14 protein-coding genes are annotated in these 13,857 nt (G+C 55.7%); 10 read left to right on the plus strand and 4 right to left on the minus strand.

Annotated features, from left to right (window positions below; genetic code table 11):
* Nucleotide 1 precedes the first annotated feature (1 nt).
* The 4 genes from ACR0EV_RS14995 (at nucleotide 2) to ACR0EV_RS15010 (ending at nucleotide 2,856) form a co-directional block, all read left to right on the plus strand.
* Nucleotides 2-628, plus strand: coding sequence for a sulfotransferase (locus tag ACR0EV_RS14995; protein WP_480800821.1), 627 nt, complete (start codon nucleotides 2-4; stop codon nucleotides 626-628).
* A gap of 31 nt (nucleotides 629-659) precedes the next feature.
* Entirely contained in the window at nucleotides 660-1,439 is a 780-nt protein-coding gene (locus ACR0EV_RS15000) for a succinate dehydrogenase iron-sulfur subunit (protein WP_480800822.1), read from the plus strand.
* 121 nt (nucleotides 1,440-1,560) lie between these two features.
* Nucleotides 1,561-1,701, plus strand: coding sequence for a hypothetical protein (locus tag ACR0EV_RS15005; protein WP_480800823.1), 141 nt, complete (start codon nucleotides 1,561-1,563; stop codon nucleotides 1,699-1,701).
* A 291-nt stretch (nucleotides 1,702-1,992) separates the two neighbouring features.
* The gene (locus tag ACR0EV_RS15010) at nucleotides 1,993-2,856 is read left to right on the plus strand and encodes an urea carboxylase-associated family protein (RefSeq protein WP_480800824.1); all 864 of its coding nucleotides are present in this window, start codon (nucleotides 1,993-1,995) and stop codon (nucleotides 2,854-2,856) included.
* Between the two features lie 33 nt (nucleotides 2,857-2,889).
* Here ACR0EV_RS15010 and deoD read toward each other — a convergent pair whose 3' ends face one another.
* The 3 genes from deoD to ACR0EV_RS15025 all read right to left on the minus strand — a co-directional run bounded on the left by deoD (nucleotide 2,890) and on the right by ACR0EV_RS15025 (nucleotide 6,121).
* Nucleotides 2,890-3,600, minus strand: coding sequence for a purine-nucleoside phosphorylase (gene deoD / locus ACR0EV_RS15015; RefSeq protein ID WP_480800825.1), 711 nt, complete (start codon nucleotides 3,598-3,600; stop codon nucleotides 2,890-2,892).
* Between the two features lie 18 nt (nucleotides 3,601-3,618).
* The gene (locus ACR0EV_RS15020; protein ID WP_480800826.1) at nucleotides 3,619-3,936 is read right to left on the minus strand and encodes an H-NS histone family protein; all 318 of its coding nucleotides are present in this window, start codon (nucleotides 3,934-3,936) and stop codon (nucleotides 3,619-3,621) included.
* Nucleotides 3,937-4,060: 124 nt separating this feature from the next.
* Complete coding sequence (locus tag ACR0EV_RS15025) at nucleotides 4,061-6,121, minus strand: methylmalonyl-CoA mutase family protein (protein ID WP_480800827.1); 2,061 nt, start codon at nucleotides 6,119-6,121, stop codon at nucleotides 4,061-4,063.
* Between the two features lie 51 nt (nucleotides 6,122-6,172).
* Between ACR0EV_RS15025 and ACR0EV_RS15030 the strand changes: the two genes are divergently transcribed.
* From ACR0EV_RS15030 to ACR0EV_RS15055, 6 genes are all read left to right on the plus strand, one after another.
* Nucleotides 6,173-7,537 carry a 1-acyl-sn-glycerol-3-phosphate acyltransferase gene (locus ACR0EV_RS15030; RefSeq protein WP_480800828.1) on the plus strand — a complete coding sequence of 455 codons (1,365 nt, stop codon included), beginning with the start codon at nucleotides 6,173-6,175 and terminating at the stop codon, nucleotides 7,535-7,537.
* 136 nt (nucleotides 7,538-7,673) lie between these two features.
* Nucleotides 7,674-8,957, plus strand: a complete 1,284-nt coding sequence (ccrA, locus tag ACR0EV_RS15035; protein WP_480800829.1) for a crotonyl-CoA carboxylase/reductase — start codon at nucleotides 7,674-7,676, stop codon at nucleotides 8,955-8,957.
* Between the two features lie 367 nt (nucleotides 8,958-9,324).
* A complete protein-coding gene (locus tag ACR0EV_RS15040; protein WP_480800830.1) occupies nucleotides 9,325-10,044 on the plus strand; it encodes a helix-turn-helix transcriptional regulator in 720 nt (239 codons plus the stop codon).
* A gap of 83 nt (nucleotides 10,045-10,127) precedes the next feature.
* The gene (locus ACR0EV_RS15045) at nucleotides 10,128-10,766 is read left to right on the plus strand and encodes an acyl-homoserine-lactone synthase (protein WP_480800831.1); all 639 of its coding nucleotides are present in this window, start codon (nucleotides 10,128-10,130) and stop codon (nucleotides 10,764-10,766) included.
* Between the two features lie 60 nt (nucleotides 10,767-10,826).
* Nucleotides 10,827-12,359: an ATP-dependent DNA helicase gene (locus ACR0EV_RS15050; RefSeq protein ID WP_480800832.1), complete on the plus strand. Its 1,533-nt coding sequence runs from the start codon at nucleotides 10,827-10,829 to the stop codon at nucleotides 12,357-12,359.
* On the plus strand, nucleotides 12,356-13,084 hold the full coding sequence (locus tag ACR0EV_RS15055) for an SDR family oxidoreductase (RefSeq protein ID WP_480800833.1): 729 nt from the start codon (nucleotides 12,356-12,358) through the stop codon (nucleotides 13,082-13,084). The genes ACR0EV_RS15050 and ACR0EV_RS15055 overlap by 4 nt, the downstream gene beginning before the upstream one ends.
* 3 nt (nucleotides 13,085-13,087) lie before the next feature.
* Here ACR0EV_RS15055 and ACR0EV_RS15060 read toward each other — a convergent pair whose 3' ends face one another.
* Nucleotides 13,088-13,855: a TIGR02186 family protein gene (locus ACR0EV_RS15060; protein WP_480800834.1), complete on the minus strand. Its 768-nt coding sequence runs from the start codon at nucleotides 13,853-13,855 to the stop codon at nucleotides 13,088-13,090.
* Between the last annotated feature and the right edge of the window lie 2 nt (nucleotides 13,856-13,857).

Consider the following 13,857-nt stretch of genomic DNA (forward strand, 5'->3'; position numbering starts at 1 on the left):
CATGACAGTCGAAGTTTTGAAGTCCGGGTCAAGCGACCCCAAGATCATCCTGATCGGGTTGAACCGTTGTGCGACGACCTCGTTTCACAAACTGTTCCAAAACAGCGGAATTCCGTCCGTGCATTGGGAAGATGAACAGGGTCAAAATCTGGCGCATCGTATGATGACCAACATTGCCATGGGGCGTAGACCCTTGGATGGGTTTGGTGCGGTCAGGGCGTTCACTGACATTGCCTTTGTCAATTCACGCTTCATGCTCGACGGTGCTCGGCTCTTTCGGGAACTGCACGCGGCTTACCCGGACGCTTACTTTCTGCTGAACACGCGCAATTGCGAGGATTGGATCACGTCACGGGCCAGCCATTCCAGCGGTGGCTATCTGGAGCGGTGCTGCAAGGCTAATGGACAGATGGCGGATGAGGTGAAACAGGGCTGGGCGCATATGTACGATGTGCACCACGCCGAGGTCGAAGCCTATTTCGACGGAAATCCTCGCTTCCTGCGCTATGATATCGACAAAGATGACCCACAACGCGTTGCGGACTGGCTCTCGCCGGATTTTGACGTGAACATTGCCCATTGGGGCCATTATAACCGAGGGGCGTCTGATCGCGCCCGGACAGGCTGAAAGGCGGCCTTGTGCTGAATGGAGAATTGACATGGTTCAACTGACCCTGCCCAAGAATTCCCGGATTACCACCGGCAAGACCTGGCCCAAGCCGGATGGCGCGAAGAATGTGCGCAAGTTCCAGATCTATCGCTGGAACCCCGATGACGGTCAGAACCCGCGTGTGGATACCTATTTCGTCGACATGGATACATGCGGCCCGATGGTTCTGGACGCTCTGATCAAGATCAAGAACGAGATCGACCCGACATTGACCTTCCGCCGGTCTTGCCGCGAAGGCATCTGTGGCTCTTGTGCGATGAACATCGACGGGATCAACACGTTGGCCTGTATTTACGGCATGGATGAGATCAAGGGCGACGTGAAGATCTATCCGCTGCCGCATATGCCGATAGTCAAGGACCTGATCCCTGACCTGACCCATTTCTATGCGCAGCACGCGTCGATCATGCCGTGGCTGGAAACCAAGACCAACCGCCCTGCGAAAGAATGGAAGCAATCGATCGAGGATCGCAAGAAGCTGGATGGTCTCTATGAATGCGTGATGTGTGCAAGCTGCTCGACCTCGTGCCCCAGCTATTGGTGGAACGGTGACCGGTATCTTGGCCCCGCCGCGTTGTTGCACGCCTATCGCTGGATCATCGACAGCCGCGATGAGGCCACGGGTGAACGTCTGGATGAGCTGGAAGATCCGTTCAAGCTCTATCGTTGTCACACCATCATGAATTGCGCCAAGACCTGCCCTAAAGGTCTGAACCCGGCCAAGGCGATTGCCGAAATCAAGAAGATGATGGTGGAACGCGCTGTATAAGCGACGTTGCGTTTTGCGATAATCGCATGTCCAACTTGCAAAATTAGGCGATGCAGCCCCGGCTGCGTTGCCTTATTTTTTGGTCAGGGAGGAGTGATGAGATTAAGTCAGGATCACTCCGATGAGCAAAGATACTTCCAAACAAAAATTCGACGCCAAGCAAGCGTTGGAACTGCTTGAACAAGCATGGGCTTATTACACACCAGAGCCGGTTCAAGCTGACAAGGAACCCGAACTGTTCGAATATGCAAACGCCGCCTGACAACAGACTGCGGCACTTGAAAAACGTTCGGCAATCAGCAAAGCAGAGGAATGCCTGTTCTTCTGCTTCTGCTGGCGGCCGGAGTGTTCGCCTACTTTTTCTGGCGCGCGCGCCATTCTTCGCTGACACGTGATTGTCGGTGGCGGCAAGACAAAAGCCACGGCCTCTGGCGGTGTAGTTTCTGCGGGGCTGAGATTGCCGCCCAGGAACAACCCATGAAGTGTCTGAAGGCACGTGATTCCTGAAAGTTCTGGCTTTTCGGGGCCGGCGTAATGCGCCACTCTTCTGACCATGAACGGTTCCGAAAACACAATCCGCCAACCCGAGGACGCCGATGCCCGTCGTGCGGTCGCCCCTGTCATTTGCTATCCAAACGACGCATTGCCGCGACCCGATGTGTCCTGGATGCGAACCCTGCGCCAAGGCGCAATCAAAACGGGTGAGGTTCTGGTTCCTCCGCGCGATGCGCGCTGTTTTGAGGTGCCGGCAGGGCACTTTTTTCGTATCACATCCGTCGAAGGTCCTCAGGTCGGTGATTTAAACATATGGAATCGCAATGACCTGGCCGAGCGGTTCTATTCTGGGAAAACTCGCGCCTTGCATGGAACGCATCTGACCACCGGAGAGCGGATGTGGTCCAGTTTTCCCCATCTGCGCCCCATGGCCACGATCATTGAGGACACGCTGGAATGGTACGGGATCGACGCCTTTGGCGGGTCGGTCCATGACGTTATTGGTACGCGATGCGATCCCTATACGGGCAACTTGTTGTCGGGCACGCAATACCACCACTGCTGCCATTCAAACCTGACCCGCGCGCTTGCGGACCATCTGGATCTGCCGTTGGCCGAGGCTGAACTTGCAGTGCATGACGTGCTGAATGTCTTTATGTGCACAGGGTTTACGCGCGATACCGGTCAATACTTTATGAAAGCCTCACCCGTGCGTCCCGGCGACTATCTTGAGTTCTTTGCCGAGATTGATCTGATTGGCAATCTAAGCGCTTGCCCGGGTGGGGATTGTTCGTCCGAGCATTCTTCGGACACGGCCGCCTGTTTCCCGCTGCTGGTCGAAACTTTCGCACCCGCTGAACGTGATTTGAAGGGGTGGGAAAGCCCGGCGCGCAATGGGTATGATCGCACGCACGGGCGATAAATCCGACAGGCACCTGGTGATGCCTGGCTTCTGTCAGCTGTTCGGGAAGGCCGCCTGAAGGGCAATTTCCACCATGTCACCAAAACTGCGCTCGCGTTCAGACGACGGCAGAGCTTCTCCGGTCAAAAGGTGGTCGGAAACTGTCAGCACGGCCAACGCCCGACACTTGTGGCGTGCCGCCAGGATGTACAGTTCCGCAGCTTCCATTTCGACGCCCAGAATGCCGTGGCGGACCATCTGTTCGTTCAGATCCGGGCGTTCGTCGTAGAAGACATCGGAGGAATATATGCCGCCAACATGCGTCGGCGTTCCCTTGTCCGCTGCCGCCGCTGCCGCCGCCTTCAGCAAATCCCAGTCGGCGCAGGGGGCAAAGTTCAGCTCTTTCATTATGCCCCGCGAAGGGGTGCTGAGCGTGGTAGATGTCATTGCCAGAATGACATCACGCACTTTAACACTGTCCTGCATGCCGCCACATGAGCCGATACGGATCAGAGTTTTTGCATCGTAATCGCGGATCAGTTCATTCACGTAAATGGAAAGAGAGGGCATCCCCATGCCACTGCCCTGAATTGTAACAGGGTTTCCTTTCCATTTTCCGGTAAAGCCAAGCATTCCTCGAACGTTATTGACTTGCTTTACGTCGGTCAAAAACGTTTCAGCAGCCCATTTTGCCCGATAAGGATCTCCGGGCAATAAAACGGTTTCCGCGATTTCGCCTTTTTCGGCGCCAATGTGAATGGTCATTTGTTCAATTTACCTTGATCAAATTTCCAGTTCGGAAATATCCGCACCCGCCTTTAGGGCGTCATGCACCCATTGAGGTTTACGGCCACGGCCTGACCAAGTCTGGTTCGGGTTCGACGGGTTGCGGTATTTTGCTTTGGATTTAGGCGATTTTCCGCCACGTGGCGCATCGCTGGACAATTCAGACAACGAAAACCCGAACTCCGCCGCGGCTTTTTCTGCCGCCTTCAATGCTTCTTGCCGTTCGCGTTTTTCGGCTCTGACAAGCGCTTTTTCTATTTCATCACGTAAAGATAACAGCTCTTTTCGTGACATTTGTTCGAGATTGATCCCCATCAGTCCTCTCCGATTTAACTAAATTACGGTGCGCATTGGCGCGCACCGTATTTCCAATAACAGGATTATTCCATCCCAAAGATATAAAGGACAGAAACGGGGAAAAAAGAAGTAAAAGCCTCAATTATTCAGCGGCAAGAGTTTTGGGATCAGCTAAAACAACAATATCGCCCATAATTGCGTTCAATTCAAAGTTCTTAGGGGTGTAAACCTTGGCCACACCCATTGCTTTCAATTTTTCGGCATCTTCATCGGGAATAATTCCTCCGACCACAACCGGGATATGAGACAACCCAGCGTTTTGCAGGCGCGCCAAGACATCTGCGACCAGCGGCAAATGGCTTCCGGACAGGATGGACAGGCCAATCACATGCGCATCGTCTTCGCGTGCAGCGTCCACGATTTCCTCTGGGGTCAGGCGGATGCCCTCATAGCTGATGTCCATACCGCAATCGCGCGCGCGAAAGGCAATCTGTTCGGCCCCGTTTGAATGGCCATCCAATCCCGGCTTGCCGACCAGGAACTTGAGACGGCGGCCCAGCTTGTCACTGACCGCGTCGACAGCAGCACGCAGATCGTCCAACCCTTCGGTTTTGTTCGAAACAGATCCCGAGACACCGGTTGGGCCGCGATAGGTGCCGTAGACCTTGCGCATCTCTTCCGCCCATTCGCCTGTGGTGACACCTGCCTTGGCGGCAGCGATTGAAGGCTGCATCACGTTAGCTCCGGTCTGCGCCGCTTCGCGCAAGGCGGCCAAAGCTGCTTTGACCGCAGCATCGTCGCGTTCTTCACGCCATTGGTTCAGGCGGTTGATCTGTTCCTGCTCGACCGCGGGATCGACAACCATGATACCGCCGTCTTCGGTCTGCAAAGGTGAGGCCTCACCTTCGATCCATTTGTTTACACCAACAACGACGGTTTCATTCCGTTCGATACGGTTCAGCCTGTCTGCGTTTGAATCCACAAGACGGGATTTCATGTACTCGATCGAGGCCACCGCGCCCCCCATCGAGTCCAGGTTCGCCAACTCGGCTCGCGCACCTGTTTTCAGGTCTTCAACTTTGGCGTCAACGGCAGGGTTACCATCGAACAGATCGTCGAACTCCAGCAAATCGGTCTCATAGGCCAGAATCTGCTGCATCCGCATCGACCATTGCTGATCCCAAGGGCGCGGCAGGCCAAGAGCCTCGTTCCAGGCGGGCAATTGCACCGCGCGGGCCCGCGCGTTTTTCGACAGCGTTACGGCCAGCATCTCGATCAGGATCCTATAGACGTTGTTTTCTGGCTGCTGTTCCGTCAGACCCAACGAGTTTACCTGAACGCCATAGCGGAATCGGCGGAATTTGGGGTTCTCGACACCATAGCGTTGTTGCAGAATCTCGTCCCAAAGATCGACAAAGGCGCGCATCTTGCACATTTCGGTAACAAAGCGGATGCCCGCGTTTACGAAAAACGAAATCCGGCCACAAAGCGCTGGGAAATCCTCAGCCGGAACGCGCGGGCGCAGTTCGTCCAACACAGCGATGGCGGTGGCCAGCGCATAGGCCAGTTCCTGTTCCGGTGTCGCGCCCGCTTCCTGCAGGTGGTACGAGCACACATTCATCGGGTTCCACTTGGGAACGTTGGTATAGCAATACTCGGCGACGTCCGCGATCATCTTGAGCGACGGTTTGGGCGGGCAAACATAAGTGCCGCGGCTCAGATATTCCTTGATCAGGTCATTCTGAACCGTGCCCTGCAATTTCGACACGTCTGCGCCTTGCTCTTCCGCGACGGCGATATATAGCGCCAAAAGCCATGGGGCTGTGGCGTTGATCGTCATCGAGGTGTTCATCTGCTCCAGCGGAATCTGGTCGAACAGAACCCGCATGTCGCCCAGATGACAAACGGGAACACCCACTTTTCCAACTTCACCCCGCGCCAAGGTGTGGTCGCTGTCATAACCCGTTTGCGTGGGCAAATCGAAAGCCACGGACAGGCCGGTTTGCCCTTTCGCCAGGTTCCCACGATAAAGCGCGTTCGAGGCTTTGGCCGTGGAATGACCGGCATAGGTTCGGATGAGCCAGGGGCGATCTTTCTGCGTCTGCGTCATAGCGGGGCCTCGTGTTTCGATGGGCAATAAAATTACGTCCTGAGGTTCTAAAGCGCAATTTTTGGGATATGTCAATTCGCTGCGTTGCGGCATCCTTCAATTGTTCAGATTGTGGGCAGTTGCGATTGGTGGCAATGTGCCGCCATGACGCAAACCGTGGAACTTCCGCTTTGGCTTTTCCTGCTGATCGTGGTCTTTGCCATGGTCACTTTTGCATCGCATTTTCTGTTCCCTTCGGTGCGCTGGTTCTTCCGCCGCAGGTTGGAACGGGCCGTTTCGCGAATGAATCAAAGGCTTCAACGTCCTATCCAGCCGTTTAAGCTGGCGCGGCGACACGACATGATCCAGCGGTTGATTTACGACCCTCAGGTCGGACGTGCGGTTCAACAACATGCGCAGGACGAAGGCATACCCGAGGCGGTCGCGTTTGAAAAAGCCCGCCGCTATGCGCGTGAGATTGTTCCGTCGTTTTCTGCCTTTGCCTATTTCAGCTTTGCGATCCGTCTCGCCCGTCTGTTGAGCAACACGTTTTATGAGGTCCGACTCAGTTATGAAGATGAGGCTGAGATAAAAAACATCGACCCGGACGCGACGGTGGTTTTTGTAATGAACCACCGCAGTAATATGGATTATGTGCTTGTCACCTATCTGGCTGCGCAGCAATCGGCCTTGTCTTACGCGGTTGGGGAATGGGCGCGCGTTTGGCCGCTGAGCCGTTTGATCCGTGCGATGGGGGCTTATTTCATTCGGCGTAAATCAGGCAGCGAGCTCTATCGGCAAGTGCTGTCCTGCTATGTGCGCCATGCGACCGAAGCTGGTGTGACGCAAGCCATGTTCCCGGAAGGCGGCTTAAGCCTGACCGGCGCATTGGGTCGCCCAAAGCTGGGTTTGTTGAAGTACATTATGGATGGCACCTCGCCGGACGGGCGTGATGTGGTTTTTGTTCCCGTCGCACTGAACTATGACCGGGTGCTTGAAGATACCATCCTGACCCGCGCAGCCTTGGGGTCGGAGCGCCGATTCCGTGCTCGGATCGGGGTGATCTCGCGCTGGATCCTCAAACAGCTCTGGCGGCGTCTGATCGGGCGGTACAAGCGGTTTGGCGTCGCTTCTGTGCGATATGGGGTCCCGATTTCGCTGAAGGAATTCCGCGCTGTCAGCAATGACGATGTCATGACGGATCTGGCCCGCGAGTTGATGCAACGTATCGGTCAAGCCGTTCCGCAGGTTCCGGCACCTGCGGCGTGCCGTTTGTTGCAGGAAAAGGGTTCTCTGCCGGAAGAAGACGTGCGTGCCCAAGTGCTGTCCATGTTGGCCGAGGACGGTCATGAGTCACACATGGATCAAGCAGCGGTTGAAAACGCTCTGAATCAGTTGGTCGAACGCAGGATCTTAAGCCGTCAGGAGGACACTCTAAAACTTTCAGGCCAGCGAGTGGATTTGCTGGATTATTACGCAGCCTCGGTGCCTGTTCGCAAAAAAACTTCAAATACTGCGTCTGCGAAATAACTTTCTGCACTTGCTGGGTCATAAAATTACAAATCAACGCCAAAAACGGTTGCATTATTACTCAGCGGCAAATATCTCATCTTGTGAAGCGCGCGATTCTGCGTTGCGGCAACGACATTAGAAAAAGGAGGCCAGCATGGCTTTGGACACCGAAAGCGGTATCGCGTCGTACGAGGCACCTGAAAAGGACCTCTATGAAATGGGTGAGATCCCTCCGATGGGATTTGTCCCCAAGCAGATGTACGCCTGGGCCATCCGTAAGGAACGCCATGGCGAGCCGAACACTGCGATGCAGCAAGAAGTGGTCGACGTGCCTGAACTGGACAGCAACGAGGTGCTGGTTTTGGTGATGGCGGCTGGCGTCAACTACAACGGCGTCTGGGCAGCCTTGGGGCAACCGATCAGCCCGTTTGATGGCCACAAAGCCCCATATCACATCGCCGGTTCGGACGCGTCGGGCATTGTCTGGGCCGTTGGCGACAAGGTGAAGCGCTGGAAAGTGGGTGATGAGGTTGTCATTCATTGCAACCAGGACGATGGCGATGACGAAGAATGCAACGGTGGCGATCCGATGTATTCACCCAGCCAGCGGATCTGGGGCTATGAGACGCCGGACGGGTCGTTCAGCCAGTTCACCCGCGTTCAGGCGCAACAGCTTATGCCGCGCCCCAAGCATCTGACTTGGGAAGAAGCAGCGTGCTACACGCTGACGCTGGCGACCGCTTACCGGATGCTTTTTGGTCACGAGCCGCATGACCTGAAACCGGGCCAGAATGTTCTGGTTTGGGGTGCGTCGGGCGGTCTGGGTTCCTATGCGATCCAGCTGATCAACACGGCCGGTGCAAATGCAATTGGCGTAATCTCGGACGAAAGCAAACGTGACTTTGTCATGGGGTTGGGTGCCAAGGGCGTTCTGAACCGGAAAGACTTCAACTGCTGGGGCCAGCTTCCCACGGTTAACACGCCGGAATATGCCGAATGGTTCAAAGAAGCACGCAAGTTCGGCAAGGCGATCTGGGACATCACCGGCAAGGGCAACAACGTGGATATGGTGTTTGAACACCCCGGTGAAAGCACGTTCCCGGTCTCGACCTTTGTTGTCAAAAAGGGCGGTATGGTCGTGATCTGCGCCGGTACTACCGGCTTCAACTGCACCTTCGATGTGCGTTACATGTGGATGCACCAGAAGCGCTTGCAAGGGTCGCATTTTGCGCATCTGAAACAGGCGGCTGCCGCAAACAAGCTGATGGTCGAGCGTCGCCTGGATCCCTGCATGTCAGAAGTGTTCACATGGAACGATCTGCCCGAGGCGCACATGAAGATGCTGCGGAACGAACACAAGCCGGGCAACATGTCTGTCCTTGTTCAAGCCCCCCGCACTGGTTTGCGCACTCTGGAAGAGGTTCTCGACGCAGGCTGATCATCTGTCAGGTTGCAGAAAAGAAACACCCGCGAATCGCTCGGCCGGTTGGCGGGTGTTTCGTTTTCAGCTGAAGGTTTTTGATCTTTCAAAGACTTACAATTCTTGGACCCGCTATTTTTGCGGAGTAGAAACCAGTGAATAGGTCGAAAAAGATAACACATGTTATGGTTGTGTTAACGCTTCGTTAACTGTTTCAGAGAGACCCTAATGGCGCAGAATGAGTGGATATTGGACGTATTGTCGGACCTCAATGCTTTCGCCGTTGCGAACGGGTTGAGCGCGCTTGCCGAGCAGCTGGATGACACAAGGCTGATCGCTGCGGCCGAGATTGCGTCCCTGAAGAACGAGGCACGAGCGCCCGCGGATGGGAACAGAAGTCGAATTGGGTCAAATCCTACAGGATTTGGAAAACACCAACACGCTTGAAGAGCTCAGCAACGTTGCCGAGCGATTGCGAGGTGTTCTGCAGGTCGATCATCTGACCTATCATTGGGTTGACGGTGCCGGCGATCAATACGGTTACACTACCTACTCAGATGCCTGGGACGAACGTTACCGAGACAAAAATTATCACCGGATTGATCCTGTTATTCTCGGATGTTTCCAAAGGTTTCATCCTGTCGACTGGAAATCACTGGATTGGTCGAGCAGGGTTGCAAAATCCTTTCTTGAAGATGCCAGAAACCACGGAGTCGGCAATCAGGGATATTCTATTCCGATCCGAGGACCGAACGGGCAATTTGCCTTGTTCACCGTAAATCACAGTTGTGATGATCAGATCTGGCAACGCTTTATTTCGACTTATGGGCGGGACCTGATCCTGGTTGCGCATTACATCAATCGCAAGGCTCTGGAGTTCGAGAAAGACAGGCAACCGGATTCCACACGCAACCTCTCACCACGGGAAATTGACGCGATCACCCTTTTGGCCTTGGGTTACAGCCGTGCCCAAGTGGCGCATTCGCTGTCGATTTCAGAGCATACTTTACGTGTGTACATCGAAAGCGCCCGGTCCAAATTGGGTGCCCATAACACCACTCATGCAATTGCAACCGCGCTCAGCCGAGGATTAATAGTGGTTTAAGGGTCGAGCGGCCTCCACACCCTAAATTAACCATGACTCTGTACCCCCTTCGTTCCTGCACAGGACGACAAGGGGAACAAGTCATGTTGCGTTATTTATATGCCGATGAGTTGCACAGATTTCCGACTCTGGCAGAGGGGATGTTCAGGGATCGTGCGGATCAGTTCAAAACCCGGCTGGGGTGGGATGTCCATGTCAACGAACGAGGGGAGGAACGGGACGAGTACGATACGCTCAACCCTCTTTACGTCATTTGGGAAGAGCCGGACGGCAGTCATGGCGGGTCGATGCGGGTGCTGCCCACAACGGGCCGGGTGATGATCAACGAGGTTTTCGGGCATCTCAACGGCGGCAGACCCATTTGCAGCCCGTTGATCTGGGAAGTGACACGGTTCTGCCTGTCACGCAACGCAGGCCCTCATACGGCCGGGGCTATTATGCTGAGCGGCGGTGAGATGATGGAGGGTTTTGGCCTGACCCATATCGCGGGTGTTTTTGACGCACGCATGATCCGTATCTATCGCTTGATCGGCTCGTCGCCCGAGGTTCTGGGCACCCAGGGCAGTGGACGGGATCAAATCTCGGTCGGGTTATGGCCTTATTCGGCGGATGACTGCAACCGCGTGGCGGAACGGGCAGGCATCCCACGTGAACTGTCGCGCCTATGGTTCAACACGGCATTTGGGCCCAAAAAACAGCACCGGTTTGCCTTGTCCGCATGAGTGGTTGAAAACGCCATTCCGCATCTGGTGATGGTCGGCGTGGCCCTGTAGGGTCGCGCCATGTCTTTGCAAAATGTAACCTTCTCGGATGACCAGGCCGCCGCATTTGACAGCATCGCCGAGATGCTGCGATCAGCGGGTGTCGATCTGGAAGATGACGCCTTACTCAAGCTGCCTGGAGCAGGGAAATCGGGCGTAATGGCCGTGATCGGCAAGGCTGGCTCCGGAAAAACCCTGCTTTTGGCTGAACTTTACAAAGCGTTGGCAGAGACCGGGGTGCAGGTGGTGTCCGGCGACTATGAAAGTCGCAAGTCCAGGGACAAGCGTAGCCTTGCTATCCTGGCCCCCACCAACAAGGCCGCAAGTGTTCTGCGTCTGCGCGGCGTGCCCGCCACCACAATTCACCGCATTCTCTACACGCCTGTGTACGACCCGGAATACGAGCGCATCGCTGAATGGCTGGCGGGCAACGATGAACGTCCTGAGATTGAAGGACTGACCGATGAAGCCCTGGATCGGGCTGCGGCGTTTTACGAAAACAACAAGTCCATGCCTGGGGCACTGGCTGCTGCCGGATTGCGAGGGTCGGATTTCATCACGGGGTGGAAACGGCGCGACGAACCTTTGGACATCGGGTTTGTCGATGAAGCGTCGATGCTGGACGACCGTCAATTCGAGGATCTGAAAGAGATTTTTCCAACCCTTTTGTTATTCGGTGATCCGGCACAGCTGGCACCGGTAAATCAATCGGGCAGCATGGTGTTCGAGGCGTTGCCCGAGCCCAGAAAACTGACGCTTCAACGCGTTCACAGACAGGATGCAGACAACCCAATCCTCGATCTGGCACATGCTCTGGCAGACCCGGCGATGGGGTTTGAAGACTTCGAGCGTTTGGTCGAAGAGACAGCCCGCCGCGACGACAGGGTCATCTGGGGGCAGCGGGTCGAGGTCGACCTGATGGCGCGTAGCCCGGTTTTGGTTTGGCGCAACGCGACACGCATTCGACTTATTCAGGCTTTCAGGAACGTCCATGGCGCACCAGAGACTGAGCTTCTGGAAGGGGAACCGCTGATTTGCGACGGGATTGAGCTGCCTTTGAAACATCGCAAAAAACGGCTGGATCTTGAAGCGCGTGGGCTGATTAAGGGGGCACAAGTCGTGTACCTGGGGCCGGGGCGAAAGCCGGGATTCTCGCGGCTGCATGTGATGGGTGCCGAAGACCCTCAGGTCAGCGCGGCGTCGATTGTGCAGATCGAGAAGCCGGATGAGGAAGAACCGTTCATTCCCTTTGCGGCGCGTATGGGCGCAACGTTCCTGCACGGTGCGGCAGTGACGATACATAAGGCGCAAGGTTCTCAGTGGGACACGGTTCAGGTTTTTGCACCGGACATCTACGCCGCAGCCCGAATGGGCCGGACAGAGGCCGGACAACCTTTGTGGAAACGTTTGGCTTATGTGGCGATCACGCGCGCGCAGGAACGTCTGATCTGGGTCGTCCGCAACCGATTGTCGAAGCCAACTTACCCGCTGCGGGTGGATGACCTGCGGGCTATCCCAGCGGCGTCACTGACATTGGAGGCGGAAGAGACATGACATCCATCATCGTTACCGGCGCAAGCTCTGGCATAGGTCTGGCCACGGCGGAATTGTTCCTGGCCCAAGGGTGGACAGTCGGAGTGCTGGCACGCCGTGCGGATAAGCTGAATGCCCTAGCGCAAAAGCACAGAAACGCCGTTGCGCTGCCTGCGGATGTAACAGATCCTGAGGCTGTGAAGACGGCGTTCGGCAAGTTCACGGACGAGGTAGGGCGTCTGGACGTCCTGTTCAACAATGCAGGCATCTTTGCACCGGGCGGTACTATTGACGAAATTGCGCTGGAGGATTGGTATCAAAGCGTCAACGTCAATCTGAACGGCATGTATCTGTGCGCACGCGAAGCCTTTGGGATCATGCGGCATCAGGACCCTCAGGGCGGACGCATCATCAATAACGGCTCAATAGCCGCTCATGTGCCACGTCCGAATTCAGTGCATTATTCGGCGACAAAACATGCGATTACCGGGCTGACCCGCAGCCTGTCTTTGGACGGGCGGTTCTTTGGAATAGCCTGCGGGCAGATCGACATCGGGAACGCCCGGACGCAGATGGTTCAGGGGTTGGTGGACGCGGCGCAGGCGGCGGGGGAAACGCCTGACCCGACCATGGCCGTCGAAGACGCGGCGCGATCAGTTCTGCATATGGCAACCCTGCCGCCTGAGGCGAATGTTCAGTTCATGACTGTCATGGCCACGACTATGCCCTATATCGGAAGGGGATAACCGTTACTTGTCGCGCAACAGACGGAATGCCGTCGAAGCGCCCCAGCCAGCAGCAATTGCGATGACCAGAGACATCAGACCGTACCAGACAGGTTGCTGACGCGACATGTTGTACAGGAATCGTTCCAGGCCAACTTTGCGAACATCGATGGTTGTTTCGTACTGCGAAACTACCTCGCCACCGCGTGTCAGGAAGATACGGGCGGTGTAATCCCCCTCGGTCAGGTCGGCAGGCATGTCGATTGAGGTGCGAAACAGTGTTTGTTCGTCCACGGCAACCGTGTCTTCGCGGATGGAATACAAGTCTTCTTCCTCGCGAATGCGAACTACCGCGTCTGCGAAATCCTGCGCGCCGCGGATATGCATCGCGGCACCAACGGACCGGATCGCACGTTCTATCGAAATGCGATAACGAAGATCTTCGGTGTCCGTCAGAATGTCATCCAACGGTCCGCTGGTCGCGACCGCGTAAAAGCTGGGCGCAAGATCGACGAGAACACTGTCGGTGTTGACCCAGATCCCCAGCTTCCGTTCTTTGCGGCGTACCGTGACAGGCTCGGACGGACCAGCGACCGCAACGATGACCTCGACCGGTGGGCCGGACGGAATCGGGGTTTCCCGTTTGATGGCCCCGAAAATGAGAAGCTCTGAGCCGTCAAAGGTCGCTGTGATCGCAACGCGATCCTGGCTAAGACCAAGAACAACCTGTTCTTCCGCAGCGAACGCGGGCAGGCACAAAAGACAAAAGGCGGCAATGAGTGATCGCAGCATTC

Source organism: Ruegeria sp. CF8 (assembly GCF_056537285.1).

Coding starts and splice junctions, on each gene's coding strand:
- ACR0EV_RS14995 (WP_480800821.1), top strand. CDS start 2: ATGACAGTCGAAGTTTTGAAGTCCGGGTCAAGCGACCCCAAGATCATC.
- ACR0EV_RS15000 (WP_480800822.1), top strand. CDS start 660: ATGGTTCAACTGACCCTGCCCAAGAATTCCCGGATTACCACCGGCAAG.
- ACR0EV_RS15005 (WP_480800823.1), top strand. CDS start 1,561: ATGAGCAAAGATACTTCCAAACAAAAATTCGACGCCAAGCAAGCGTTG.
- ACR0EV_RS15010 (WP_480800824.1), top strand. CDS start 1,993: ATGAACGGTTCCGAAAACACAATCCGCCAACCCGAGGACGCCGATGCC.
- deoD (WP_480800825.1), bottom strand. CDS start 3,600: ATGACCATTCACATTGGCGCCGAAAAAGGCGAAATCGCGGAAACCGTT.
- ACR0EV_RS15020 (WP_480800826.1), bottom strand. CDS start 3,936: ATGGGGATCAATCTCGAACAAATGTCACGAAAAGAGCTGTTATCTTTA.
- ACR0EV_RS15025 (WP_480800827.1), bottom strand. CDS start 6,121: ATGCCGCAACGCAGCGAATTGACATATCCCAAAAATTGCGCTTTAGAA.
- ACR0EV_RS15030 (WP_480800828.1), top strand. CDS start 6,173: ATGACGCAAACCGTGGAACTTCCGCTTTGGCTTTTCCTGCTGATCGTG.
- ccrA (WP_480800829.1), top strand. CDS start 7,674: ATGGCTTTGGACACCGAAAGCGGTATCGCGTCGTACGAGGCACCTGAA.
- ACR0EV_RS15040 (WP_480800830.1), top strand. CDS start 9,325: ATGGGAACAGAAGTCGAATTGGGTCAAATCCTACAGGATTTGGAAAAC.
- ACR0EV_RS15045 (WP_480800831.1), top strand. CDS start 10,128: ATGTTGCGTTATTTATATGCCGATGAGTTGCACAGATTTCCGACTCTG.
- ACR0EV_RS15050 (WP_480800832.1), top strand. CDS start 10,827: ATGTCTTTGCAAAATGTAACCTTCTCGGATGACCAGGCCGCCGCATTT.
- ACR0EV_RS15055 (WP_480800833.1), top strand. CDS start 12,356: ATGACATCCATCATCGTTACCGGCGCAAGCTCTGGCATAGGTCTGGCC.
- ACR0EV_RS15060 (WP_480800834.1), bottom strand. CDS start 13,855: ATGCTGCGATCACTCATTGCCGCCTTTTGTCTTTTGTGCCTGCCCGCG.